Source organism: Loktanella sp. M215, assembly GCF_021735925.1.
GTDB lineage: Bacteria > Pseudomonadota > Alphaproteobacteria > Rhodobacterales > Rhodobacteraceae > Loktanella.
Genome location: NZ_WMEA01000004.1, coordinates 202,679 through 229,019, shown reverse-complemented (window position 1 = coordinate 229,019; position 26,341 = coordinate 202,679). Strand labels below are relative to the sequence as shown.

25 protein-coding genes are annotated in these 26,341 nt (G+C 56.9%); 14 read left to right on the top strand and 11 right to left on the bottom strand.

The features are described from left to right. Positions 1-225 precede the first annotated feature (225 nt). Both GLR48_RS21195 and GLR48_RS21190 read right to left on the bottom strand, forming a co-directional pair. Complete coding sequence (locus GLR48_RS21195) at positions 226-1,551, bottom strand: NAD(P)/FAD-dependent oxidoreductase (RefSeq protein WP_237065254.1); 1,326 nt, start codon at positions 1,549-1,551, stop codon at positions 226-228. A 22-nt stretch (positions 1,552-1,573) separates the two neighbouring features. Further along, the gene (locus tag GLR48_RS21190; protein ID WP_237065252.1) at positions 1,574-1,807 is read right to left on the bottom strand and encodes a hypothetical protein; all 234 of its coding nucleotides are present in this window, start codon (positions 1,805-1,807) and stop codon (positions 1,574-1,576) included. 161 nt (positions 1,808-1,968) lie between these two features. Between GLR48_RS21190 and GLR48_RS21185 the strand changes: the two genes are divergently transcribed. The 5 genes from GLR48_RS21185 to GLR48_RS21165 all read left to right on the top strand — a co-directional run bounded on the left by GLR48_RS21185 (position 1,969) and on the right by GLR48_RS21165 (position 7,665). Beyond that, on the top strand, positions 1,969-2,403 hold the full coding sequence (locus tag GLR48_RS21185; RefSeq protein WP_237065250.1) for a DUF2383 domain-containing protein: 435 nt from the start codon (positions 1,969-1,971) through the stop codon (positions 2,401-2,403). A gap of 110 nt (positions 2,404-2,513) precedes the next feature. Then, the gene (gene ku / locus GLR48_RS21180) at positions 2,514-3,389 is read left to right on the top strand and encodes a non-homologous end joining protein Ku (protein WP_237065248.1); all 876 of its coding nucleotides are present in this window, start codon (positions 2,514-2,516) and stop codon (positions 3,387-3,389) included. 1 nt (position 3,390) lies between these two features. Next, the gene (gene ligD, locus GLR48_RS21175) at positions 3,391-5,856 is read left to right on the top strand and encodes a DNA ligase D (protein WP_237065246.1); all 2,466 of its coding nucleotides are present in this window, start codon (positions 3,391-3,393) and stop codon (positions 5,854-5,856) included. Between the two features lie 222 nt (positions 5,857-6,078). Continuing rightward, a complete protein-coding gene (locus GLR48_RS21170) occupies positions 6,079-6,447 on the top strand; it encodes a hypothetical protein (protein ID WP_237065244.1) in 369 nt (122 codons plus the stop codon). A 12-nt stretch (positions 6,448-6,459) separates the two neighbouring features. Then, positions 6,460-7,665 carry a sensor histidine kinase gene (locus tag GLR48_RS21165; protein WP_237065242.1) on the top strand — a complete coding sequence of 402 codons (1,206 nt, stop codon included), beginning with the start codon at positions 6,460-6,462 and terminating at the stop codon, positions 7,663-7,665. Positions 7,666-7,718: 53 nt separating this feature from the next. Here GLR48_RS21165 and GLR48_RS21160 read toward each other — a convergent pair whose 3' ends face one another. The 3 genes from GLR48_RS21160 to GLR48_RS21150 form a co-directional block, all read right to left on the bottom strand. After that, positions 7,719-8,114 (bottom strand): hypothetical protein, encoded by a 396-nt coding sequence (locus tag GLR48_RS21160; protein WP_237065231.1) that lies wholly within the window; start codon positions 8,112-8,114, stop codon positions 7,719-7,721. Between the two features lie 277 nt (positions 8,115-8,391). Next, entirely contained in the window at positions 8,392-10,899 is a 2,508-nt protein-coding gene (locus GLR48_RS21155; RefSeq protein ID WP_237065230.1) for a PAS domain-containing protein, read from the bottom strand. A gap of 239 nt (positions 10,900-11,138) precedes the next feature. Continuing rightward, a complete protein-coding gene (locus GLR48_RS21150) occupies positions 11,139-11,621 on the bottom strand; it encodes a nucleoside deaminase (RefSeq protein WP_237065219.1) in 483 nt (160 codons plus the stop codon). 67 nt (positions 11,622-11,688) lie between these two features. Between GLR48_RS21150 and GLR48_RS21145 the strand changes: the two genes are divergently transcribed. Together GLR48_RS21145 and GLR48_RS21140 are read left to right on the top strand one after the other, a co-directional pair. Further along, positions 11,689-12,108, top strand: coding sequence for a VOC family protein (locus GLR48_RS21145; RefSeq protein WP_237065217.1), 420 nt, complete (start codon positions 11,689-11,691; stop codon positions 12,106-12,108). 327 nt (positions 12,109-12,435) lie between these two features. Next, the gene (locus tag GLR48_RS21140; protein WP_237065208.1) at positions 12,436-13,179 is read left to right on the top strand and encodes a Crp/Fnr family transcriptional regulator; all 744 of its coding nucleotides are present in this window, start codon (positions 12,436-12,438) and stop codon (positions 13,177-13,179) included. Here GLR48_RS21140 and GLR48_RS21135 read toward each other — a convergent pair. Together GLR48_RS21135 and GLR48_RS21130 are read right to left on the bottom strand one after the other, a co-directional pair. Then, positions 13,153-13,881 carry a DUF421 domain-containing protein gene (locus tag GLR48_RS21135; protein WP_237065206.1) on the bottom strand — a complete coding sequence of 243 codons (729 nt, stop codon included), beginning with the start codon at positions 13,879-13,881 and terminating at the stop codon, positions 13,153-13,155. The genes GLR48_RS21140 and GLR48_RS21135 overlap by 27 nt on opposite strands. Positions 13,882-14,074: 193 nt before the next feature. Then, positions 14,075-14,581 (bottom strand): YciE/YciF ferroxidase family protein, encoded by a 507-nt coding sequence (locus GLR48_RS21130; protein WP_237065204.1) that lies wholly within the window; start codon positions 14,579-14,581, stop codon positions 14,075-14,077. Positions 14,582-14,724: 143 nt separating this feature from the next. On the opposite strand from GLR48_RS21130, the gene GLR48_RS21125 reads away from it, so the two are divergent. The 7 genes from GLR48_RS21125 to GLR48_RS21095 all read left to right on the top strand — a co-directional run bounded on the left by GLR48_RS21125 (position 14,725) and on the right by GLR48_RS21095 (position 21,707). Further along, complete coding sequence (locus tag GLR48_RS21125; protein WP_237065202.1) at positions 14,725-15,741, top strand: glycosyltransferase family 4 protein; 1,017 nt, start codon at positions 14,725-14,727, stop codon at positions 15,739-15,741. Continuing rightward, positions 15,742-16,833 (top strand): acyl-CoA dehydrogenase, encoded by a 1,092-nt coding sequence (locus GLR48_RS21120; protein ID WP_237065200.1) that lies wholly within the window; start codon positions 15,742-15,744, stop codon positions 16,831-16,833. It begins immediately after the preceding gene. Further along, entirely contained in the window at positions 16,830-17,534 is a 705-nt protein-coding gene (locus GLR48_RS21115) for a PIG-L deacetylase family protein (RefSeq protein WP_237065198.1), read from the top strand. The genes GLR48_RS21120 and GLR48_RS21115 overlap by 4 nt, the downstream gene beginning before the upstream one ends. Next, on the top strand, positions 17,534-18,094 hold the full coding sequence (locus tag GLR48_RS21110; RefSeq protein ID WP_237065196.1) for an SAM-dependent methyltransferase: 561 nt from the start codon (positions 17,534-17,536) through the stop codon (positions 18,092-18,094). Before GLR48_RS21115 ends, GLR48_RS21110 begins: the two co-directional genes overlap by 1 nt. After that, a complete protein-coding gene (locus GLR48_RS21105) occupies positions 18,091-19,047 on the top strand; it encodes a glycosyltransferase (protein ID WP_237065194.1) in 957 nt (318 codons plus the stop codon). The genes GLR48_RS21110 and GLR48_RS21105 overlap by 4 nt, the downstream gene beginning before the upstream one ends. A gap of 201 nt (positions 19,048-19,248) precedes the next feature. After that, complete coding sequence (locus tag GLR48_RS21100; RefSeq protein WP_237065193.1) at positions 19,249-21,363, top strand: catalase; 2,115 nt, start codon at positions 19,249-19,251, stop codon at positions 21,361-21,363. A gap of 149 nt (positions 21,364-21,512) precedes the next feature. Further along, positions 21,513-21,707: a hypothetical protein gene (locus tag GLR48_RS21095; RefSeq protein WP_237065183.1), complete on the top strand. Its 195-nt coding sequence runs from the start codon at positions 21,513-21,515 to the stop codon at positions 21,705-21,707. A 102-nt stretch (positions 21,708-21,809) separates the two neighbouring features. Here GLR48_RS21095 and GLR48_RS21090 read toward each other — a convergent pair whose 3' ends face one another. The 4 genes from GLR48_RS21090 to GLR48_RS21075 form a co-directional block, all read right to left on the bottom strand. After that, positions 21,810-23,540: a mechanosensitive ion channel family protein gene (locus GLR48_RS21090; protein WP_237065181.1), complete on the bottom strand. Its 1,731-nt coding sequence runs from the start codon at positions 23,538-23,540 to the stop codon at positions 21,810-21,812. Positions 23,541-23,596: 56 nt separating this feature from the next. After that, positions 23,597-24,103 carry a DUF421 domain-containing protein gene (locus tag GLR48_RS21085; RefSeq protein WP_237065179.1) on the bottom strand — a complete coding sequence of 169 codons (507 nt, stop codon included), beginning with the start codon at positions 24,101-24,103 and terminating at the stop codon, positions 23,597-23,599. Between the two features lie 209 nt (positions 24,104-24,312). Continuing rightward, positions 24,313-25,155, bottom strand: a complete 843-nt coding sequence (locus GLR48_RS21080; RefSeq protein WP_237065177.1) for a UTP--glucose-1-phosphate uridylyltransferase — start codon at positions 25,153-25,155, stop codon at positions 24,313-24,315. A gap of 178 nt (positions 25,156-25,333) precedes the next feature. Then, the gene (locus GLR48_RS21075; RefSeq protein ID WP_237065175.1) at positions 25,334-26,281 is read right to left on the bottom strand and encodes a nitrilase-related carbon-nitrogen hydrolase; all 948 of its coding nucleotides are present in this window, start codon (positions 26,279-26,281) and stop codon (positions 25,334-25,336) included. Between the last annotated feature and the right edge of the window lie 60 nt (positions 26,282-26,341).

The following is a 26,341-nucleotide window of genomic DNA, read 5'->3' as shown; positions in this document are numbered from 1 at the left end:
GACGGTCCACAATGCAATATGAGTGCGCAGCGCGGTGACAGACTTGAAAGCAGACAATGCGAAGCCATGTTTTATTCTGTTCAGAACCATTGGCCCATGGTGGTTCTTGAATGGCGCATCACACGTCCATACGAACCAATATCGGTTGGGACTGGGTCGTGTGATGCGTGTTTTGACGGGGACTCAAAAGCACCGGATCGGGCCCGTCGGGTTATCCGATGACCATTACGACTTCCTATGCAATGTCGTCCCCACGTCACGGACTTCATCCTGTGAGCCAATCAGCCGCGCTCCTCGATCATAGGTAAGGTAGCGCCACAACCATTGCATTGAGACCAGAAAGCGATGCTGAAACCCCACCAGCAAATATATGTGAATCACAGCCCATGCCAGCCATGCCAGCCATCCTTTCACTTTGAACCCACCATTTTCGAAGACAGCAGCATGGCGACCCACGATGGCGGTATTGCCTCGGCTCTCGTAATGGAATGGCTTTAGCGGTTCTCCTGACAGAATTCTGGCTGCAAGTCCGCGGCCAAGATGCGTGCCCTGCTGCTTGGCAACCTGAGCCAGACCCGGCAAGGACGTCCCGTCTTCTCTTATGAAAGCTGCGGCATCACCCAATGCAAAGATATCGTCATGGCCCGTGACGGCTAGCGTGTCGTCGACGACAATCCGGCCGACGCGGTCAGTGTCTCCCAATTGTCGTGCAAGTGGCGAGGCAGCCACCCCTGCCGCCCAGACAACCAGGCCCACCGGTTCCTCTCGGTCGCCTACCTGAATTTTGCACGGTCCTATATCTTTGACCGTTTCTCCCGTACGAACCAGGACCCCCAGACTTTCAAGACGCTCTTTCGCATAAGCCGAAAGACTTTCATCGAAAGCCGATAGCAGCCGGGGCCCTGCCTCGATTAGCGTAATCGTTGTTGCCGCCGGATCGATGACCCGAAAGTCCCGGGCCAGAGTATACCGGCTGAGTTCAGCGATGGCGCCAGCCAACTCGACGCCGGTAGGGCCACCGCCGATGATTGCGAAGCTCAGGAGGCGATGCCGCTCTTTCGGGTCAGATGCACGTTCAGCCTGTTCGAACTTCAAGAGAACCTGGGAGCGGATATGTCGCGCATCATCGATCGTTTTCAGACCCGGTGCCCACAACTCCCAGTTATCATGTCCAAAGTAACTTTGTCCGGCTCCGGAGGCCAAAACGAGACGACCGTATGCCACGCTCTCTCCCGTGATCAGACGTACCTTTCGCGCAGCGGTATCAATCTGATCAACATCACCTAGCAGAACTTTAACCGATCTGTATCTCCGCAGTATCCTGCGGATCGGCTCGGCGATATCGGGGGCTGAAAGTGCGGCCGTGGCAACCTGGTAAAGAAGCGGCTGGAACAGGTGATGATTGCGGCGGTCGATGATCGTCGTCTCAACGCCGGCCTTGCCAAGCTCGCGTGCAACCTCAAGTCCCGCAAAACCGGCACCGATGATGACAACGCCTGCCCGAGGCTCGAGCGACAGATTGGGCTCGCAATCAGATTTGTCGGTTTTCACATCGTTTTCCTGCTTTACCGGGTCAGTAGGTGCCTGGAGGATCGCTTGCCGGAAACGATTCATCCGAGCGCTCGTCTTCCTGCGTCCACGATGGAGGCGGATCGCGCATCTCATCTGGCCCTGCATTTCTCACACGCCTGTTAGTTGGATTCGCGGCAAGCTGTCTTGTTCGAGTGGCGTCACGAAAATACAGCACTGTGGCCAGCAAGCTGAAGATTGTGGCCCCGATGGCGATAGGTAAATTATTGCGGCGCATGATGTCACCCTCATGAATAGTATAGGATGCAACATGCCAATTCCTGAGGAGTTCCCTGGGCAACTGGAATCGGCCTGAAGCAGGATTCTGCCACTCTTATTGAATGGAACCAATTTTTATCTCACGACGTTCAGGTTCAAATATTCTTAATAGGTGACATGATGCCCAACGATGTTCGCCATGTTCTGCATACGATCCATGCGGCGACCAACGACGTGCTGGCAGGTTATGAGACCATGCTGGACCGTGCCGACCCTGATATATTACCTATCATCGAAGACCTCAGTAACTTGCATCGTTGTCATGCCATGGAACAGGAAGATGCGCTGCAGGGACTTCAGGATACGGGTGATGGCGACGCAACGGTCCGGGGGACCGTTAACAAAGCAGTGGTCACACTGCGGGATTGGGTTGCTGGACTTGATGCCGATGCCCTGCCGGCCGTCCGTGAGGACGAAGAGGCCCTCATGGACATCTATGACAAATCTCTTGCGGAATGGACCGTAGATGGACACTTCGACATTTCCGAGTTTCTGACGCGACAGTATCACGAAATCAAAGAACAGATTTCCGGACTCCTGACAGGTAAAGCCTGAAGCACGACGTCCCGATGCCAACCAATAAACTGTTTAAATAAGTTCGGCCTTCGTGCCTACTAATTAGCATGCTTGCTTACAGTCTGTTTGATGCCACGAAAGGATCCACTATGGCTCAGCGCGCACTTTGGAAAGGTCAGCTTCGCCTGTCCCTCGTCTCGATCCCGGTCGAACTCTACGCAGCACATAATTCTTCGGCGCGCGTGTCCTTTCGACAGATACACAAGCCAAGCGGCAAGCGGGTGCAGTATTCCAAGACCGTGTCAGGGGTCGGTCCTGTCAAATCTGAGGATATCGTCAAAGGCTATGAGATCGACGGCAACTATATCTTGCTGGATCCCGAAGAAATCGACGCCATTAAGCTCGAGACAAAGAAGACCCTGGAGCTGGTTCAGTTCGTGGGTGCTCACGAGATATCGCCACTTTATTTCGACAAACCTTACTACCTCGTTCCGACCGACGATCTGGCTGAGGACGCCTACCGCGTCGTGCGTGACGCCCTGCGGAGCAGTCAGAAAGTGGGATTGGGGCAGATGACGATGCGGGGTAAAGAATATCTCGTGGCCATCAAACCCTGCGGTGACGGTCTGCTTTTGGAAACGCTCTACTATGCTGACGAACTGCGTGAGAGTGAGCCGATGTTCTCGTCCATCGAGGACAAGAAGGCCGACACGGAATTGCTCGATCTGGCGACGGCGTTGATCGAGAAGAAGACGGCACCCTTCGATGCTGATAACTTCACCGACCATTATGCCGAGGCGATGACTGCACTGATCACAGCAAAGAAGAAAAACCGCAAAACGCCCCGGGTCAGCGCTGGCGAAGAGGACCGGCCTACAGGCGAGAACGTTGTCGATCTGATGTCTGCGCTCAAACAAAGTCTTGGCAGCACGAAGAAGGCACCGGAGAAGAAACCTGCCGCAAAGACCCCTGCGAAGAAACTCGTAGCAAAGACACCCGCGAAGGCTGGTAAGAAGGCGTCCTGACGTGGCGCCAGCAAATAGCACCTCCGGCCGCGATCTTGCGGAGTATAACGCGAAGCGGGATTTTACCCGCACCTCAGAGCCGTCAGGACAAGCAGGTGCCCGAAGCGGCGGGCTTCGGTTCCTGGTTCAGAAACATGACGCCACCCGGCTGCACTACGATTTCAGGCTCGAATGGAACGGGGTTTTGCTCAGTTGGGCCGTAACCCGTGGTCCGAGCGCGAACCCGCGTGAAAAACGTCTGGCGGTCCGCACCGAGGACCACCCGCTGAACTATGCAGACTTCGAAGGCACGATCCCGAAGAGGGAATACGGCGGCGGCACGGTCATGCTCTGGGATGAAGGGACATGGCTCCCAAAAGGAAACGTGGCTGCAGAATTAGAGGCTGGCAACCTCAAGGTGGTCGTGCAGGGACGCCGGATGCGAGGCGCCTGGGCCCTCGTCCGGATGAAGCCACGCAAAGCGGAAAAGCGCGAGAACTGGCTCCTCATCAAGGAACGTGATGAACTGGCGACAGAAGACGCCGATGGACTGACGGAGGCGCATGTCACATCAATTCGGACTGGGCGGACAATGCCCGAGATTGCAGCGGGGACAAAAGCGAAGGCGCTCCCACTGCCCCACCCGGGTAAACCACCTGCGTTCCGTAAGGTGCAACTCGCCACATTGCATGCGGAGCCGCCCGAGGGGGATGACTGGATCCACGAGACGAAGTTCGACGGCTATCGGTGTCTCGCCAGCCTTGGCAAGGGTGGCACCCGTCTCTTCACGCGCAATGGTCATGATTGGACGGACAGGTTCGCGGCCCTTAGCGGCGCCTTCGACACGCTGCCTTGCAAGTCGGCCCTAATTGACGGCGAGGTCATGGCGGCGCATGTCGGACCCTCCGCCTTCTCATCATTGCAAGACGCGATCGAAGCTGGTTCGTCGTTGGTGTTATACGCGTTCGATCTGCTGTCGCTGAATGGCAAGGATCTGACCGGATTAGCCCAGATTGAACGCCGCAAGCGGCTTGCCGCGTTGATGGAGGGACAACCCAAGGACGGCGCCCTGCGGATGAGCGATCATGTCCAGGGCCACGGGGCCGAGGTCTTTGCCGCCGCAGCCGCCGCAGGGGCGGAAGGGATCATCAGCAAGCGTATTGACGCACCTTATCGCGGGGAGCGCACCGACGCCTGGCGGAAAATCAAATGTACCCGGCGACAGGAGTTTATCGTAGGCGGGCTGTCACCGTCCGATAAGAGGGGCCGGCTATTTTCATCCCTTCTCGTGGGGGAGACCGGACCGGACGGGCTGCGCTATCGCGGCCGGATCGGTACCGGTTTCTCCGACGCCGATTTCGCCCGACTGGCGGCCGAAATTTCGCCCCGCAAGACCAGCCCATTCACGGCTGTACCGGCTGCCATCGCCCGCACTGCGAAATGGGTAACACCCCACGTGGTCATTGAGGTCGAGTTCGGTGAGTTCACGGCCGATGGCCACATCCGCCATGGCAGATTTTTAGGGATCCGAGAGGATAAGGCCGCCGCCAACGTGACGCTCGAGATGCCGCAGTCCGACAGCCCCGTGGTGGCCGGCATCCCTATCAGTAATTCTGATCGCCGGGTGTTCGGCGCCGCACCCTTTACCAAGCTCGATGTCGCTCGCCATTATGATCGCGTTGGCGAGAGATTAGTCCAGATCGCGGGACACCGGCCCCTGTCGCTCCTGCGCTGTCCCCGCGGGATAGATGGCGAGGTCTTTTTCCAGAAGCATGCCCACGATACCATGCCTGCCCTCCTCCGCCGTATCGCTTTGAAGGACAGTAGTGGCGGATCGGCGGATTACATGTATGCCACCCGCCCCGCCGCTTTCGTCGCCGCCGCCCAGATGGGCACGATCGAGTTTCACATTCAGGGTGTGCGTACCGATGCGCCCGAGCGCCCCGACCGGCTGGTATTCGACCTCGACCCCGACGAGGGCTTAGACTGGCCTGACGTACGTCGCGCTGCAACATATCTGCGCGGCTGGCTGGCCGACCTCGGCCTGGAGACTGGAGCGATGGTCACCGGCGGCAAAGGTATCCATGTCTGGGCGCCTTTGCGTCGAACGGCGTCGTGGGATGCGGTCAGGGGCTTCACCCAAACCGTGGCGCATGTGCTGGCGAGCAAAGATCCAACTCGCTTCACTGCATCAATGTCCAAGGCCCGGCGCAAGGGCCGCATCTTCATTGACTGGCTCCGCAACGAGAGGGGTGCCACAGCAGTATCGCCCTACTCACTCCGGGCCCGTCCGGGTGCACCTGTCGCCGTTCCGGTGACTTGGGAAGAGTTGGCCAACCTGAAGTCAGCCGCAGCTTTTACTCTCGATACCGTTGCCACTCGCCTCGACGAGCCCTGTCCCTACCTGGCACAATTCGGTCGGCTCCAGTCGCTCAATCATAGCACAGCCGAGCGGCTGCAAGACTGGATCGACAGCTCGTTTTCTTAATGATCATGCTTACCGGAAGGCAATTTCCGACATCAGGCGATATCAAGAGGACACTTTACGCAGGTGTCCCGCTATGGATTTTTTCATCCAGTGCACTACGTGGCTTCCTTGCCAAAATGTTGTCACATTGAATTGCCATAGAAAATCTTCCACTGCCGAATTTTTACTATTCATATTCGAAAATAGGTATTTCACCGGCAGGTGACCTTGAGGAAACGATTGATGAACGAGGCACGCTACGGTTTCGAGACAGTGTCCATCGCCGATCTAGAGATTTTGGATTCAACGACACTTGACGCCCTCCCGTTCGGTGTCATTGGCATGCGTCGCGATACGGTCGCGGATGTCTACAACGCAACCGAGGCGCAGCTCGCGGGCCTCTTGCCGCAAAGCGTTTTAGGAGCGCCGTTCTTCGACAACATTGCGCAATGCATGAACAATTACATGGTGGCCCAACGGTTTGAGGATGAGCCTCACCTGGACAATATCATCCCGTTTGTTCTGACCCTGAGGATGCGTCCCACCCCTGTGCGATTGCGTCTCCTCCAGGCACCGCAAATTGCGCGACGATACATGTTGATTGAACGATAAAGAGGTAGACCGGTGACATCTGACGACGATAGCCTTATGAGTTTCCTTTATTCCTGCCCCGTGGGATTAATCGAATTCGATACGACAGGGCGAATGAGCCTGGTCAATCCCCATGCAATGAATTTATTGATACCGCTCGCCACTGACAGGGACGCGACGAACCTCTTCCATCTCATGGAACGCCACGCAACGGATCTGCGCACCGCCGTAGCCGCATTTTCAGCCGATCACGGCACGATCCACGACGGTTATCGCATCAACATCGATCCGGGAGACGCGCGACGGGGTGCACGGCCGCAGGTCCTGTCCATTTCGATCAAGAGGCTTGGGCCAGACCGGTATATGGCCACGCTCAGCAACATCACCAGCCAGGTCGAACAGGAAGAGCGTCTCGCCCAGGCGGAAGCGGCCAACAAAGCCAAAACAGATTTTATAGGGGTGCTGAGCCACGAATTGCGAACCCCCCTAACGGTCATCCTGGGCGTCGCGCGCCTTGCCAATAGTGCCCGGCTTTTGAAATCCTCCAAAACACTCTTGGCTGCGCTGGAGAGCAACGACAGATCGCCCGCTGAGATCAGAACTTTGCTGGATGACGTGTTCGCACAACTTTCAGACTTGATGGAACGCATGGTCAAATCTGGCGAACATCTCCTGCACCTGATCAATGAAATGCTGGATTCCGCGAAGATCGAATCAGGAAATCTGTCAGTCGCGTGCGAGATCTGCGACATTAAGGACATCGCGGACCCTGTCATATATCAACTCAGGACGCTGGCGCAGGAAAAGGGCCTGTCATTTGAAGTGACACAAGATGCCGTTACAGTGTTCGCCGACAAAGTCAGGACGCGTCAGATACTGTTTAATCTGGTCGGCAATGCCATCAAATTTACCGACCAGGGATTCGTAAGGCTTATGATCAAGACCGAGGCCGAAACGGTTGTCTTTGAAATACAAGACAGCGGCGCGGGTATCTATGAAGTTGAGTTCAACAGCATCTTCGAAGCCTTCTATCAGATCGATTCCAGCGCAGTGCGGCGCGCCGGAGGTACAGGGATGGGATTGTCAATTTCCCGCAACCTTGCCGAAATGCAAGGTGGCAGCCTGAACGTGACCAGTACAGTCGGTGAAGGCAGTTGTTTCAGGCTCACCCTGCCAGCGTCGAGAGAGGGTGGCGGGGAGGCCACTGGCAAGCTTTCAGAGTTAGTAACTTCCCTATAAGTCTAAGAACTAGCGAGGGGCTTGGATGCGCTCCCACACGGTGAGCACGGCAACTAACGGATCATTGCAATCTGCGACTGGATTGCCGCAATCAGTGCCGTACTGGTGGAAGGCTTTGACACGACTGGGACATCGAAATCGGCCAATAGCGGATGTCGCAAAGGATTCATGCCGGTATGAAAAACGAATGGTATTTCGTTATCCTTCAGCACCCTTGCTACCGGAATTGATGTTTCGTCCCCCAAATCGACATCCAAAACAGCACCATGAAGCTCTACCTTGTCTGAACCCTGTTGTATTCGCAAAAGGGCTGCGACTACGTTTTTGCAGGGTCCTATTACCGTTGCCCCCGCGTCCTGCAATATCATGGCAATATCCAGCGCGATAAGCGGCTCATCTTCGACCAGCAGGATCGTCAAGCCTTCCAAGGGTAATTTTTCCTGCGCCATAACAACCAACATGTTTCGTGAATTTGCGTAAGCAGAATGCAAATCCTCTAGTGCAACACCTTAAACCCCTGTTTGTTACAACCGGATTTAATAATAAATGCAGATCTGGCTCACAAACATGCGACCAGGTCGGGGATAGTCATGCATGAAGCCCGCGAGAGTCATACGTGATCGTCGTCCTGTTGCTTACACCATGGCTGCGAGTGCGGCCAACTGAACAGGAGATTGGCTTGTCGCGTTCCCTACTTCGGCAGTTAGAATAAAGTACTGAAATCTGTCAGGAATAGTTTTGCGATGACTTGCTCAGGGCATCACGGGCGCAGACGAGCCTCCATCTGACACCTTCTGGTTCGTAGTCGAGCTGTACCTCCGCATCCAGAACCGAGCGTGTCATCTGGTCGATAACGGTTGATCCAAACCCCTTCGTTTCAGGTGGTATAACGGGCGGACCATCGCGTTCAGACCACCTTATTTCGAAAGTGTCATCATGGCTGTTCATCTGCCAGGCTACGTCAACGCGGCCATCTCCTGAAGATAGCGCACCGTATTTTCCTGCGTTCGTGGCCAACTCATGCAGCGCCATCCCGACAGCCTGCGCGGCATCTGCATCGAGAGCCACTGGTGGACCGTTCAGGATAATTCTGCTCTCAATCACATCACTTAGATGACCCAGCTGCGATTTTGCGAGTGCCTTCAAATCGACCCGGTCAGCCTTGCTGCTGAACAGCAGATCCTGCGCTTTGGCGAGGGCCGCGATCCGCTCTTCAAATCGCGCCACAAAACCTGCAGCGCCACCGCGCGCCGTTTGCCGGGCGACGACCTGCACCAGTGTAAGTATATTCTTGGTGCGGTGATTAATTTCGCCCATAAGAGAACGCTCGCGTTCCCGCGCCTTTTCCCGATCTGAAATGTCAAAGCCTGACACGACCATCATTTGCAACACGCCGGCGTCGTCAAACACCGGCGCCAGCAGGAAGTCGATCGTGATCAGTCTGTCTTCCTCTCCGCGCACGACGACGTCGAAACGTTGTGCCCGTCCAGCCTGACCTTCTATGACAGCCTGTCGACACCGGTCGGCAACAGCATCATCATGTGTCCACCAGAATGCCTCCCAGAACGGTTTTCCGATGACATCATCACGGGAAAGCCCACCAAACTCGATCGCGGGGCGGTTTGCTTCGCGCAGAGTGCCAGCCGGACCCAACACGCCGATGAATGCCACCGTGTGATCCAGAACGGTTCGCAACTGATGCTGGCTGTCACGGAGCGCCAGCTCGGTTTCCTTGCGATGCGTGATGTCGTGATCAACACCAATCATGCGCGACGGGCGACCGCGTTTGTCTTTCTGCAGAATCGCTTTGGCCGCCATGTGACGGACGTCGCCGTTGCCGGTGACGATACGGAAATCCACATTGAAAGGTCCGCCATTCCGCACGGCCTCCTCAAATGTCGCATCGACCAGGCTCTGGTCATCAGCATGAATCCTCCTGCGCCAGAGGTCGGACACGTCACCGGTAAAATCGGGTTCACCGAACATCTCGAACAGTTTCGGTGTCCCCAGAGCCCCGCCATTCACGAGGTCTATTTCCCATGCCCCCATGTTGGCCGCGTCATAGGCAAGGCTGAGCCGTAACTGTTGTTCTTCGAGTGTCCGCTCGTGGCGCACACGTTCGCTCAGGTCATAGAAATAGCACAACACTCCAGGACGCCCGTCTTCCAGTATAATGCGCTCAATGCTCCAGTCATAAGCCTCGAGAACATTGCGATCAGCGCGATCCTCGACGACTGGATCAGCGTGGTAAGGGTCACCTGAGATAAGCGTATTGCGAAATTGTGCTACAGCTTCAGATGCGAAGGGTTCTGGCCACAGAATATGAAGAACATCGTCAAGGTCGCGGCCCAACAGGTTGTCGATGCCGGCAAAGGTGGCGTGAGCGCCACGGCTGACGCGAACCATGCGCAAATCCGAATCCACTGCATAAGCGCCAACTGGAGCAGTATCGATCAACTGCCAAAAGGCATTGTTGGCCAGCTTGTGAAGGCTACCAATGTGAGTGGTTGGTGTGATGTCCGTCAGCGTACCGGTTAGACGCGAAACTTTGCCGGTGGTTGGATCGACCGGCGCATGAGCCTCACCCCTGTCACGCACCAGAAGAATTCGATCATCTGGTAGAACGACCCGGAACGTAAACTCGTAGGATCCGGCGACACTTTTGATCGCCCGCGTCCGCGCTGCGAACCACTCACGATCATCTGGATGTATGCTGTCGTGAATGGCTTTCTCAGTCATCGGCGTGGCGAGTGGCGTTATCAGCATGCGCTGAAGGCCTGGTGACCAGGTGGAACTCCCGGTCGCAACATCATGATCGTAAAAGCCAAAATTTTCGGACCGATGACCGATCACGCGCGTGTCATGCTCTCGTGCATGAGTAACGTCGATGAATACGCCGGTAATCCGATCCTGGTCCGTGCGATGCAACCTCTCCAGAGATGCGTGAGATATGACATACCGCAATGTGCCATCGCTGTGGCAAAATCGAAACTCCCGGGTTTGCTCGCCACCTGTTTCAAGAAACGAAATTGTCTCGGCTGCAAATTTTACGCGATCGTCCACATGAACACGATCAAAGAAGTCATCTGTCGAAATCGGACTGGCGACACCGAGCATGTGCTGTGCTCCGGCCGACAAGGTCAGACAATCTGTCGCGGAATCCCAAGCATACGTGGAGATAGCGGGCAGGCCGGTAAAATCTCTTGAGCCGGAAAATCTGGTAAGGTCGCTCATCACCACAGTGTCCTTGGCAGCCGTTGCAAGCCATTAATATTGTTCTCCGGATTGAACATGTCAAACGGCTTGCCACTGCTCATGTAAGCCGGCTGGCTGGAAACGCTGCCTGTACTCTGTACAGCTATTGTCGCCATCAATCTTGCTGGGACTTGATATTTTCCCCGGTCTAGAGATAACGCAATTCGGCGCGCAGGTTTCTTACTATATTAGTAGCCATCCTCTTTAAGTCTTTCTGTTTATTCATCACCTGCTGCGTAAAGGTGGATGACTTCTTTCTCTGACACGCCACCGATATATTCAAACGCCTCCCCTGCCCTCTCAAAATCTTCGATCTTCAAATCTGGAAAGACGAAATACTTTCCTGCGACATTTGCTTGCTGAGCACAATAAATGACCCTTTTGATACCAGCGAAGCGCATAGCTGACAGGCACATCTCACAGGGCTGAAGAGATGATATGAGTGTACAGTCGGAAAGCTCTTTGCGATCAAGCTTCTCTGTCACCGCCGCGATGACAACCATTTCGGCATGTTTGGTTGGATCCCCAAACGTGTTCACTTCGTTCTCTGCGATCTCCAGAATCCACTCGCCACAGACGATCGCCGCTGCAATTCCGGTGCGATCATCATTTTGCGAGGCGCGCAAAGCGCGATCTACGACGCCTTGCACCGCCTCGCGTTCAGTTGAGGTCAAACGGGTATCATTGTGAATATCAGACATTTGCCATCTCCTCTCGCAGGCTAAATATGTGAAACAGACGCGCTAACAAGTTGAAGGACATTATAGTATGCCGGCACTTAAAGGCATTCTCGAAACTGCAATTTATGTCGAGAATCTTAATCCAGCCTGCATTTTCTATGAAAATGTTATAGGGTTGAAACCTCTGAAGAAATCGGACCGTCTTTGCGCTTACGACGTCAACGGGCGCAGTGTTCTTCTGATTTTCTTGAGCGGTGGAACCGCGCAGGGTGCCATAGCCGATGGCGACAACGACATCCCGCCTCACGATGCATCGGGCCAGATCCATCTGGCGTTTGAAGCAACCCATGAGGCTTTGGAGGTTTGGGACGCCCATCTTACTTCGAAAGGTGTCGAGATTTTAAGCAGGACAAGTTGGATGCGGGGTGGGAAGAGCATTTACTTTCGCGACCCTGACGGCCACCTCCTCGAAATTGCCGCCTCGCCGGGCCTGTGGCCAGGTCACTGATTCATTCGCCGGTCAGGCTTGGTATCCTGCGTAAACCCGGCGCGATTTTCGGAAGTCGCAAAAGCCGTTCACGCGAAGGCATCAGACCGGATCAGGAAACCGACTTGGCTTTCTTCTGCGGTTTAGCGTCGGCTGCCTGCCCCGGTTCTTGAGGCCGGTTTTCTGTCGGCGTCTCTACACCGCCGATCTCCTGCTCTGCTTCTTCATCTCAGTCACAATGCGCAACGCCCATCATAAAGAACAGGTTGGCGATATGACTTTGAAACGGGTTTAATGTAGGGTCCCTGCAAACAGCCCAAGTCCCGCTGAATATTTCAGGAATTGCCAATGGAACGACAAAGTCAAAGCGCGTTTCTGTCCCGTTTTTCGCGATTGCTGGATCTTACAGTCTTGGAGCGCGAAGCTTTGGAAGACCTCGAGTGGAGACCCGAGCAACGCATGAGTCACGCTCCGGTCTTCGATTCCCAACGACCGGATAACCGCATTGCGATCTTGCGCTCTGGCTGGTCTGCCGTCCGGGTCCGCACCGACCCAGACAAAACGACGATCACACAGATCTATATGGCGGGAGACGTCATTGGTTTTGGAGACCTGGGGGTCGGCCCCCCACCCCATGAAACGACGATGCAAACGGATGGATCGGTCACGCTGCTAAGCCGGACAAAACTTTTAGCCCTTGCATCAACACATCCACGTCTCTTTGAGTCGTTGTTGTCGCTCGCCAGCATCGAGACCGTGGTCCTGCTCGATCGCATGCATGCCATTACGCGTCTCACCGCGGAAGACCGACTGTTACATTTCATTTTTTCGCTCAAGGCGAAGATCGATCACTGCAGCCTGCAGGAATCAGATCGGATTTTGTTACCATTCTCGCAAAGAGAAATTGGCGACGCGTTGGGCCTGACGCCAATCTACGTAAATCGCTTGCTAAAACCCTTGGAAAAATCCGGCGCGTTGACACGAACGCGTCCCTATGTCCGCCTTAACAATCGGAAAGCGTGGGAGGAGCGGCTTAACTTCCGCAATCGCTACGCAGAATTCGATTTAAGTTTGCTGGAGCCTGCTGTCTGAGGACGCCATGATAGCTGAAGTCCAGATGATACCGCCACACCGCAAGCATGCAGTTGATACCTTGACCGGCGCAGGAATGACGACGCCACAATTACAGCATGCTAAAGATACGCCATCGACCGCTATGCCAGGATTATACGTCGGAGGCGGGCAGACATCCCATGCAGGTTCAATCGGCAGTCCAAGTTGCGGAGGCTTCGCTCGGAAAATGCTGAAGCGACCTGACGATTCAAGATAGGCTTGCCGCACCTCGCCAAGATTGACCACACCCTGTTCGCGCAGGCTCTCGAACAGTTCGTTCTTGCCGATCCTCGTCCTGCGGAGACTCGAGACGATGATCACACCGTTGCGGATGATCTCCACCGTTTCGCCATCGACAAATTTCTCGGCCGCGCTGTACCGATAAATCAACAGATCGAGGAGCTTGTTGATGATTACGACGATCGTAATAACCAGCATGGCATGAAACAGCGGCACTTCCGGATAAAACATCGCATCGCCGACAGCGGAACCAAGGGCGATGACCAGCAAAAATTCAACGGTCGACATCTGGGCGATACCACGTCCACCCACCCATCTGATCAAAATCAAAGCGTATGCGTAGACGACGCACGTCCGAAAAACAATTTCGAGATAAAACAAAGCCGGATCAGTTCCGAAGAACATGCGCGCCAGGTCAAATGGGATAACCGGATCTTCCAAAGCGTGCAGTCCTGATTTTCAGCCGATCGCGATGACCACAAAAGAGCCCCATGCGTTTTAGTCGTTTAGGCGGTGACAGATTTAGGAATTTGCGTACAGATATGGGCGTGACAGAACAACCAAAAGAAATTCACTTTCGTGCTGACGATTTAGTAGGGCAAGGCTTGGAAAAGCCTTGCCCTTTTTGATGCTCTTAGGCAGCGTCCGGCGCTTTCGCCGCATCGTTGACGGTCTTGTCAGCAAGCTTGGTAAGGTCCGCGTCTGTCTTCCATTCCTGCTGCAGCGTCTCATCCAGGAGTTTGGCTACATCTTTCATTCCCAGCTCTGTCGCCCAGCGATGCAGTGTCCCGTAGCGGGTGATTTCGTAATGCTCGACGGCCTGGGCCGATGAGATCAGTCCGGCGTCCAGAGCGGGGCTGCCCTTGAACTCGTCCATGACATCTTCAGCTTCGGAAATGATGCCTTCGATGGCGTCGCAGGTCTTGCCACGGGCGGGTTTACCCATGATTTCAAAAACCTTCTGAAGCCGTTCGATCTGCTCTTCGGTCTCGCCGTGATGCTTCTCAAACGCCTGTGCAAGGTTCTCATCCGTTGCCGCACGCTTCATCTTGGGCAGTGCTTTCAGTATTTTACGCTCGGCGTAGTAGATGTCCTTCAGGGTATCGAGAAACAAGTCTTCCAGGGTTTTTGTTCTGGCCATTGGTTCGTCCTCCGTTTTTAAAAATCGGCGTCGGCACGCGACATAACTTGTCAACACCGATCGACGTCCGACGTTCCACGCCAAAGTTTCTATGTAGGAAATCTAAGTCTACCGCCTCCGCTCCGCTGTCAGCGGAACCCGGCGTGTCGCGCAGTGTCAGTTCCGGGGAATTTGGATGCGGATGTCGCGTTCGCCTGAATAAGGGTGGACTGGGTGGAACCGAAGCTACAGTGCTGCGCGTGTCATTGGCTCTCTCGCAGCAGACTGAAGTCGTCCACTTTCAAAAGGGCCGTGAGGCAAGCGGCTCTACACCGGCAGGGAGCATGCGGCCCCTCGAAGACGCATTTGCTGCCCAGTCCACATCGACCTTTATCGTCATCAACGCGTGGAAAGTCGCCTGCAAGCTGCGCAAGGACCATCCTGATGCACGGATCATTCTGTGGCTTCATATCCACCCCGGTCGCCACAACCGACCGATGGCGCAGGCTCTGACCGCGGCCCGCGTTGCTTTGATCTGTGTATCACGTAGCCATGCCAGCGCATTGCGAACGTTCCTGCTGAATAGACCTCTGCCCTTCATTGATTTTATTCACAATCCCATCGCCGACGATCTGACGCCCGATGCTACGGCCTACGACCCAAACCGCCTCCTGTTCGCCAGTTCCCCCCACAAGGGTCTTGCACAAGTCTTTGCCCAATTCCGCACTGCGCGGGACGCAATCCCTAGCCTGACCCTCGCTGTAGCCGATCCCGGTTATCTGGCCTGGGATACCGGCCCGGTGCCCGACGGAGTCACGTTCCTTGGTGCCCTGCCCCACGCCGCCCTGATTGCTCAGATGCGCCGATCCCTGTGCCTTTTCTACCCACAGACCACGTTCGCCGAGACCTTTGGTCTGGTCATGGCAGAGGCGAACGCCGTTGGTCTGCCCGTTCTTGCCCATCATGGCATCGGCGCCAACGCTGAGGTGCTTGGTGATACGGAGCAAGTCGTCGACGGCACCGATCCCGACCAGATCGTTGCCCGGATCCGCACGTGGCGCAGCCTGCGCCCCAAGGTCGCAGCACAGCCGCACTTCCGACTGGCGGCAGTCGCCAAGCGATGGTCCGTCCAGCTTGATCTCTCCTGCAGCGCCGGGTCCCAGACGGGAAAGGTGGTCTGAATGCTGCTTGATCGCGACCACACTTCACCATCGCCGCGGTCCGAGGCGGACACCCGTCACCGCATCGCCCAGAGCCTTGACGCGGCGGCCCGTGGCGAAGAGTGCGGCGACAGCGACATTGTCGCATCTCTCGCACTGCTCCGGCAGGCGGGGTGGCTGGACGATGACGGCACCGCCGCCCCGGCACGGACCGTACATCGCCTGCTCCGCGTCGGGGCGGCAAATCTGCCGGTCGGCCGGCTGTGGGAAGGGCACATGAACGGGCTCTACTTGGCCCGGGTGCACGGCGACACGCAGGACGCCGCACAGGTTCAGGCCCTGATCGACACCGGTGCGATCCTCGGTGTCTGGGGTGCCGACGGCGCCGTACCAGTCGCGCCGGGGCAGAACGATCATCTGGTCGGGGACAAGACCTTTGCCTCCGGCCTCGGCACCGTCACGCATGCGATTATCACCGTGTCGTCGGGGCCCGCCGTGCGCCTTGGGTTGATCGACGTGCGCGACGGAGGCCGCGCCGATGCGCAGACATGGCAGATGCTGGGGATGCGGGCCACCGCCTCTGGCCGCTTCGACACCAGTGGCATCGCGCTTCAGGACGTGATCTGGCTCGGCTCCCCCGGCGCCTACGTGACAGAGCCGCATTTCATCGGCGGCGTCTGGCGCATCGCCGCCCTGCAAGTCGGCGCGACCCTCGGCCTGCTGGAGGCTGCCGCCGACGGTCTGCGCGCGCGTGACCGCTTGTCGGCCCCCGCACAGATGGCGCGCCTGTCCTCCGTCGCGATCGGGGCGATGGCGGCCGCGGCCCTCGTGACCCGCGCAGCACGTGCCGCGGCGCCCGACGCGGACGGGGTGGCGCACCGCGCACCGATCCTGTCTGCGGCCGCGCGTCTCGCGACAGAGGAGGTGGCCCTCGACGCGATCCGCGCCGTGGAACAATCCGTCGGATTGACGCATTTCGCCGACGGCGCGGTCACCGGGCGCAAGGCCCGCGACCTCTCGGTCTATTTGCGGCAGGCGGCACGTGACGCCTTCCAGACCCGCGTGGGAGAGGCCTGTTTCAACGAGGAGGGAACCCTGTGGGACTTCATATGACCCCGGATCTGCCACGCGTTTCGGCCGAGAGCCTGACCGGCGGCGCGCCCATCGTGGTGCTTGCCCCGCATCCCGACGACGAAAGCCTCGGCTGCGGTGCCCTGCTGGCCCATGCCTTCGACAATCACGGCGCGCATGTCATCTGCATGACCGATGGCGGCGGCTCTCATCCCGGATCGACCGACTGGCCCGCCGGCCGGCTGGCGGCGATGCGCTGGCAGGAGTTGTCGCATGCCATCGTGCGGCTGGGCGGGATGCCGACCGACATGACGTGGCTTGGCCATCCGGACGGTTGGCTGGGGCTGCAGGACGCAGACCGGATCGTTGCTGACATCGTGGCGGTCTGCCGCGACCGGGGCGTGCAGCACCTGTTCGCCCCGGCGCCGGAGGACCATCAAGAGGATCACCGCACGACCGCCTGCATTGCACAGCGGGTCGCACTTGCGATGCCGGACCTCACGCTTTTCAGCTATCCGGTCTGGAGCAGGTGGGACGACCCCGATCTTTTGGATCACGTGGCGGAACGCCATCCCGTGGCCTTGGAGTCCGCCGCGTGGCGCGCTCGCAAGATCCTCGCTATCGCGGCGCATCGCACCCAGCGCGGGCTGGTGGTCGACGACGACCCGACCGGGTTTCGTCTGCCGCAGGCGTTCATCGACGCCTTCGCGACTGAACCTGAAATCTTCTGGCGGGCCGCCTGATGTCGTCGGTCCTTGACCATCTGGAAACGCTCTACGCCGACACTGACGACCCATGGCATTTCGCGACCAGCCCCTATGAACAGGCCAAGTTCAGGGCCACGCGCAAGGCCCTGACGCGCGACCGCTACCGGTCCGCGTTAGAGATCGGCTGCGGCAACGGCGCATTGGCGCACCATCTGGCCCTCCTCTGCGACAGCTATACGGGGATCGACGCTGTCTCACGCGCGGTGATCGCGGCACAGAACCGCGTCCCGGACGCGCACTTCCTTCAGGCCGTCTATCCCTGCCCCTTGCCGGCCGCGAATTACGATCTCATCATCCTGTCAGAGGTGCTCTATTTCCTGACCCCCGACGCAATCCGTCAGCTTGCCCGCGATCTTGTCGACTTGGCCCCGGGCGCTGAGCTCATCTGCGTCACCTACCTCGGCGACACCGCCCAAGCCCTGCAGGGCCGCGACACCCTCACTGTGTTCCAGTCCGCCTTGCCTGAGGGCACCATTCTCAAGTCCGTCGCCGATACCGGCGCCTACAGCATCGACCGCGGTGAGATCCCACGATGAGACCCCCCTGCCCTGTCAAAGCAGCCGTTGTCATTCCCGCCCGGAACGAGGCCGCCCGCATCGGCGCGTGCCTGCACGCCCTTGCTGCACAAGATCTGACCGATGTAGCTGTGATGCTGGTCGCCAACAATTGCGGCGACGGCACCGGGCCGGTTGCCCGCGCCTGTGCGGCGGCACTGGACATCAACCTCGTCGTTCTCGACTGTACTCTTCCAGTCGGCCACGGCGTCGGTACCGCACGTCGCCTCGGCTGCGATGCAGCACTTGCCACTTGGCCCGACGCCGAGGCGCTGCTTTGCACGGATGCCGATTCTCTCACTGCGCCTGACTGGATCGAGCGTAATCTCCACTACCTCGGTCACGTCGCAGCGGTCTGCGGACGAGTCGAACCGATGTCCGATGAACTCTTCGTCTTGCAGGATATGGAGCTTTCCCCTGCGGAGATGGAGGGCCGCTACGAAGCGCTTGTCATTGCTTATTACCGCCTGATGAAGCCAGGTCCCTGCGGCCTCACCGGCGACCACGGCCATGCCGCCGGGGCGAGCCTGTCTGTCCGCACCACCGCTTATCGCGCTGTCGGCGGTTTTGCGAATATACCCACCGGCGAAGACCGCGATCTGGTGCGACGACTGAAAGCCGCTGGCCACGGCGTCCTACATGCCGGCGACGTCCGGGTGGCCGCCTCTTGCCGCCTCGACGGGCGTGCGCAGGGTGGGATGTCGGATGCACTGCGGGCAAGAGCGGATCGTACCGACTATCTCATTGACGACGCCCTGCCTCCGGCCCGCCCCCTGATCGACGCGGCACTTCAAGGAACGCTTGGACCTTGGCCGCTTGAGGTCGCACCTACGGACCGGCTGCGCGCCCGCGACCTCGCGCCACAAATTGCACTCCTCGAAGCGGCGCTGGGTGAGGCTTCCGTTTCGGGTTCAATGCAAGTTCCTGCCCAGTAAAATTGCCGGGCGGACGTCCAAAAGAGACGTTCAACACAACCAAATCAAACTGCATTTACGCGGCTCAAGATGAAACTGATATCCCAGCGATATCGAAGGTCGCCGTGGGAACGATCGTTTGGCAACGGTGTTAACAACTTACGAAATCGTGATCCCACATCGCCCGTTCAAACCGTCCATAACAGAAAGAAAGTGTTCGTCATGGATCAGAATATACCCTCCAATCCGCCGACCGCCGACACCCAGTCGACCGATGAAACCGTCGAGCGCGCGCGCCATCCGGGCACGGGTGGCGAGACCCATCAGCAGCCGGATGACGGTGGCGAGCGTCTCACGACGGCACAGGGGATTCCCGTGTCGGACAATCAGAACATTCTGAAAGCCGGACCGCGTGGGCCTGCTCTTCTGGAAGATTTTCATTTCCGCGAGAAGATCTTTCATTTCGACCATGAGCGTATTCCGGAGCGTGTCGTCCACGCACGGGGGTATGGTGCTCACGGGTACTTTGAGACCACGGACGCCATCCCGGATCTGACGGCTGCACATCTCTTTCAGGAGAAAGGACGGCGCGTTCCTGTATTCGCCCGCTTCTCGACCGTGGCCGGCAATATGGGGTCGCCCGATCTTGCTCGCGACGTGCGCGGCTTTGCCGTCAAGTTTTACACTGAGGACGGCAACTGGGATCTGGTTGGCAACAACATTCCGGTGTTTTTCATCCAAGACGCCATGAAGTTCCCTGATCTCATTCACGCCGCAAAACAGGAACCCGACCGCGGCTTTCCGCAGGCGCAGACGGCCCACGACAACTTCTGGGATTTCATTTCCCTGATGCCAGAAGCCATGCATATGGTCATGTGGACCATGTCAGACCGCGCCATTCCCCGCTCTCTGCGATTCATGGAAGGGTTCGGCGTTCACACCTTCCGCTTCGTCAATGCCGAGGGCAAAGGACATTTCGTCAAGTTTCACTGGAAGCCGAAAGCCGGCCTACAGTCGGTCCTGTGGGATGAAGCCGTCAAGATCAACGGTGCCGATCCCGACTTCCACCGCCGGGACATGTGGAACGCCATTGAGACCGGCGATTTTCCCGAATGGGAACTGGGCGTGCAGGTCTTCGACGATGCGTTCGCTGATAAATTCGACTTCGACGTGCTTGATGCGACCAAGCTGATCCCCGAAGAGGACGTGCCCGTGCGGATCATTGGCAGGATGGTCCTTGATCGGCGCGTCGACAACTTCTTTGCCGAGACCGAACAGGTCGCTTTCTGCACGCAGAACATCGTGCCGGGGATCGACTTTACCAATGACCCGTTGCTGCAGGGGCGGAACTTCTCCTACCTCGATACGCAGACGAAACGGTTGGGCGGGCCGAACTTCACGCATATTCCGATCAATGCGCCGCGCTGCCCCATGCATCACTTTCAGCAGGATGGCCACATGGCGATGCACAATCCCAAAGGTCGTGCCAACTATGAGCCGAATGGCTGGGCACAGGGCGGACCCCGTGCCGATCCCAAGGCAGGCTTCCGATCCTTCCCCGAAGAGATCGATGGGGAAAAGCGTAAAGTCCGCGCAGAGACGTTTGCCGATCACTACAGTCAGGCGCGGCAGTTCTACGTCAGTCAGACCAAGATCGAGCAAGGCCACATAACCGACGCCCTCATCTTCGAGCTGTCAAAGGTCGTGGCCCCCGAGATCCGCAAACGTATGGTGGCTCACCTGCCCCACATCGATGCCGATTTGGCTAGCAAGGTGGCTGACGGTCTCGGGCTGGACGAGGTGCCGACGGCACACGAGGCGGCACGTGAGCCGATCACCGATCTGCCTGCATCGGACGCACTGTCCATCCTCAAGAATGGTCCCGACAGCTTCGCCGGTCGCAAGATGGGCATTCTGGTGACCGACGGCATCGATGACGCGGTTCTGGATGGCCTGAAAGACGCCGTTACTGCGGCTGGAGGCGTGGTCGAGATTGTCGCGCAGAAAGTCGGAGGCATTGTGACGGCGGGCGGCAAGAAAGTACCGGCAGATCAGAAGATCGATGGTGCGCCCTCTGTGCTCTATGATGCCGTGGCCATTCTTGCGACGGCGGACGGAGCAAAGGCGCTCGCTGATCTACACCCGGCCCGCACCTTCGTCGCAGACGCGTTTGCGCATGCAAAGTTCATCGGTCGTTCACAAGAGACAGACCACCTGCTGAAGGCAGCGGGCGTCAAGGTCGATGACGGTATGATGACGATTGGCGCTGCCAAGGATGCAAAGGCCTTTGTGAAAGCGTGCGGCTCTCTGCGATTCTGGAAACGCATGGCCAAATAAATTGAAGGCTGTCGCACCCATTGTGGTGCGACAGCCAGCGCGGGAAGAGAGGCAAAAAACGTATGAAAATGCATGCGGTGACGTCTCTCAGTCAAACTACACTGGCTGATCCTGAGCCACTCATTTGAAACAGCAAAGAAGGGTCAAGAATGGAAAATCTAACTGCTATCGAGCTTCTGGAACGGATGGTCATCAAAGGATCGTTTCTGTCTCCGGCAGACTTCAATGAGGCTTGGCGGCTTCTGAAGGAGCACAAGTCACCGGTCGTCGGTGGGGTAATACCTGAAAGCAAACACCCGAAACTGACAGTGGTCGAAGGGTCCAAGCCAAAACAAGACTGTTGAATGACTGAAGGTAGGCAGCGCTGACCCCAATTAACATTCGGATGTTTCATAAAAGCGGTTTTTACTGAGGTGCGGCAACCATTAGCATTATCAATGTCAAACCTAATCACTTAGCGCAGCGGTGCCATTTCTTGGAAAGATGGGTTCACCGGTATCCGTCTCGATATCAGCCGCACGGGCGATCAGTCTTTCGCGAACGTGACAGGCCAGCTCCCAAGACGTATTGGGGTCACAACATGGAACCCCAAACCACACATCCAAGCCAAATGTGTCCTGGCCGGCGACCTCCACGCTAGACTCTTCAAGCGATGCGAGATTTTTTCCGATTTTCTTACCCTTTAAATCGGACAAGATGTCATTAAACGCATCCCGCAAGGCATCTACGTCGGCATGAGGATCGAGCTTTAACTTGAGAAAACGCAGCATTTCCGGATCCTCAATCGTCCAATTTGAGAAGGTTTCAGATACAAACTCGACAACAGGTACGATAAGCCGCGTGCTGTCCCAATTGCGTAACTGGACGAACGTCATGTTGATGCGTTCAACATGACAAAGTTCACCTTTGAAGACGACACGGTCTCCCACACGAGCAGATTGGTTCAGTGCAATCTGCAGCGACGCCATGATGTTGGCCAATACATTGCGTGCGGCGAATCCCAGCACCAGCGTAAGTGCGCCAGCCGAAGTGAGCAGAGACAACCCTAAATTGCTTGCCAGATCGGCGGACGACAAGACCACTCCCGCACCAATCAGCGACACCACAACAACCAATATCCGCCTTACAGCATTTAGCCGTGTCGATAATACGCGCGCTTCAGCTTGTTCGGGGACAGTCAGATCGACTTCTTCCCCTGGGGCAACCAACCCATCGAGCAGTCCTTCGACGCCATTCACGATGAAAAGCAGCAGCGACACGACAAATCCTGTAGCAATGGCTGGCGCAAGAAACATGTCTATCCGACCCGAAAATACAAAGACGTACTCGGTCGCCCACCAGATCAGACCAGTAACGCTGGCGACCATGAACGGTGTGGACAGGGCGCGCAGGATACCAGTTGCTAGCTTGGAATCTGCGCGTCGCCACAACATCTGCAGAACGCGCCGCACGAGAAAACCCAAGGCAATCGCAGTCACCACCAGAAACGGAAGACCGATCAACTCCCACCACATCAACCCGGCAATTGTTTTTGTCCGGAGGCTTGTTGGCAAGGCCATTTCAAATTGTGACGGACCGTAGAGCCGATGAAGTGCGGGCACGTCTCTTACGGTCTCGGATGGAAATATCCATACAGGTGGTGACACGTTTGTGGGCTGAACCCGGTTCAGCCGAATTTCAGCGGGCACCGGATCAAGCGGCAAATCCCTGAGCAAAAGCGATCGGCGTGGTTCGCCCGCCTGTGCTTCGTTCTCACCACCCAAGGCCTGAAGAGCATCCGGGCGGTCCAGAAGCAGTGACCAGTCCAACACCGCTTTGCGATCAATGATTTCGTACAGTTGGCGCGCGAGCTTTGGCCCATCCGCCGCCTGTAATTCTGCATCGACGTCGTTCAGATCGAGGACATGTGCCGCGGCGTTCCAGTCTCCATCGTTCGCTGCCCGCAAAAAGCTGGCCATCGCGGCACGGGGTGTTTTGCGATCGATGCGATCAGGGACAGGTCCCAATCCCGCGTTCAACGCTGGCGTCTCAAAAGTTGTTTCTTGTGCTTTCGCCGACGTTGAAATCACAATTGCAATGCTCAGTGTCAATATCAGAAAAAAAGAGGCCGTTCGCCGTCGCAGGAGTAACAAAGGCATGAGCTTTACTAATGAAAAATCAATCTGTGAAACTGACATCTTCAGAAGGCCTCTCTTCATCGAAGTGAACGACAGTTCTCAGACTCGCATATCCATCAGACCGAGGTGCGCACACCTTTCAGAATGTACGACTCGAGGCCACGATCAGAATTTGCACTGTGCATGACACTGATATCCCCTGTCGTTTCAAGGACAACAGCCGCCACCTCATTAAGTGAAAACGCGTTCGCCTCGCGTAATTTTGCCACGAGGTCATCCTCGGTCACACGCGCCGCCTTGAGGTGATCGTGCAATATTTGGCCATTCTTCACGAGAAGCAACGGTTCATTGTCTGTCAGTCTTTGCGCCCATTTAAAAGACTGACGCAGCCTTGCAATTGCAAACTGCACGGCAAAAATAGCCAGAATGGAAACAAGGCCTATGCCAATGCCCTGGCTCACGTTTTGCACGGTGCTGGCAACCAAAGAACCAGTCGCAACTGTCAGCGCAAAATCGAAGCTCGACATTTTTGAAAACGAACGCAAACCGTTCAGACGACACAGTGCAACGACAGCAATGACGACGATCAATGCCCTGAAAATTGGTTCAATCAGATCCGGCATGACAATCCTTCCGTGTCGATATCGTATAAATAGGCTCAGCTTTCATTCTACGTTATTCGAAGGTCCCGAACCTGACCTATTAACTGGGACCCGACTATGATCTCACCGTGCCGCCGCCCTGAAAGAGGGATACAGCAGCGTTTCTTCTCATTCTGGTTACGAGCGCATCGGAGCAAGCTTTGGGTCCAGCGATTTCGAGCGCGCCAAGTTCATTCCGCCACCAAAGCCTGTCCAACCTGAGCAGCGCGAGCATTTGCCGCCTGTAGAAGACCGGCATGGTTGCCGCAGTCGTAGCGCGACCCAGAAAACGCAAAACCATTCAGTTCGACCCGGCCGACATCGGCCGCAATCGCGTCAGTTAACTGGTATTCACCGCCAGCGCCGGGCGCTAACGTCCGCAAAGCGTCAAACACACAGATATCCAGTATGTAGCGCCCGACCGCTGCCAGCTGTGACGGTGCTGTTTCGGAATCGGGCTTTTCCACAAGACCATTTGCCCTGAAGATTTGATGCTGATCACCGTCCGCCACAGCGTCAAAGATGCCATATTTTGACACGTCGTCCGCAGAAACTTTCATAGCAGCAATCATGTGACCGCCTGGGTAGCCTGCGGCCATCTCTGTCAAGCACGGCGTTCCAAGGATCACGTCGTCCGGCAGGATAACACCAAAGGCGCTACCAGTTACATGTGGAGCCGACAGCAAAACGGCATGACCTAAGCCAAGTGGGCTATCTTGTTCCACAAAGATGACCTCGACGGTGTTGTCCAGGCTAACGTCATCCAAAGCCCTCAGCAGTTCGGTCTTGCCCCCACCATCAAGCGCAGCTTTCAAAGCATTGTCAGGTTTCAGGTAATTGGGGATGGCCGTTTTCGATGCATGTGTCACGAAGATCAGACGTTTTGCACCTGCGTCAAGCGCTTCCTCGACCGCAAACTGCAAAACAGGCTTGTCGTAGACGGGCAATAACTCTTTAGGGACTGACTTCGTGATCGGCAACAGTCGCGTGCCACGACCGGCGACAGGAAATACAACGGTATGCAACTGTGTCACGTCTGATCTCCAACTCCGGTTTCGGGACCAAAACGCAACGAGACTGCTCAGGTTCCACCTGTTCACCGCCGGGAGTGGAACCACAAATCAACCGCCGGGTTTCAAAAGCTGCGGTCAACCAAAACCGATCGTGATTGAAATGCTGGAATCAGACGTTCCCTCGCTCGAGGGTAGGTAGCTACTGATGAGGCGCTGAAACCTGCTTTGCCTCGCCGGAATCATTGACCACGAGATGATCTGCGTTCCAGAGCGCTGGACAGACTTCTGCTTCCGCGAACCCGTTGCGCAATCGGCGACTTGCGCCCACCGGTATGTCGGAGGCTGACAAGACAAGGTCCGTCATAAGGGCTGCGGTTTGAGCCTGGATGTGCGCGTGGACACCGTCGAGCGACACGCTGATGTCACAGGGTGTAAAGACACTCGCGCCGCCGACACCGGTGTCGGTCGCCGCCTGGCCAAACGGGACACCCACCGCACCCAGTACACAAATCACTGTTTGCAACTCGATCGCTCGCGACCGTGCACATCCAAAGACACGGTTGTACCCGGTGATCATGTCGGTCTTCGCGGGTATGATAATCAGATCTAGGTCTAGTTGCCCGAGGCGCGACCAAAGATGCGTAAATTCCGTATCAAGACAGATGATCATTGCGACACGCAGGCCGTTCCAGTCGATCACATTGATCGTGTCGCCGCGGATCGTGATCCCGCCAGCACCGTGTTCTTCCAGCGGCGTCAGACTGAGCTTGTCTTGGGGATGACGTGAACCATCGGGCGTCATCAGCCATGCGCGGTTCAGAAATGCGGGTTGGCCATCAACCGGCGCGGCCGGAAACGGGATCGTACCCGGCAGGATCGTGACGCCATGCCGCGCAGCCATGACGGCGATTGCGTCCAGCGCGACGGTCCCACATTCTGCAAGCCATGCCATGATGTTTTCGGGAGGCAGGTCGATCGGTGCAAAACTCAACCACTGTGCGCATGAGAATTCGGGCAGAACCAGCATGTGGGCGCCCCGCGCAGCGGTCTGTGCCACACGAGCATCCAATCGCGCGAGCCACGTCGATAGGTCAGGCAGTGGCAGCTCCAAGTTGGCGGCCCAAAGGTCGATTGACACGTATTCCATGGTGATCTCACTCAGTTAATTATCATTGCAGCTAATCCGGTTGGTCATAAAACAAACCGT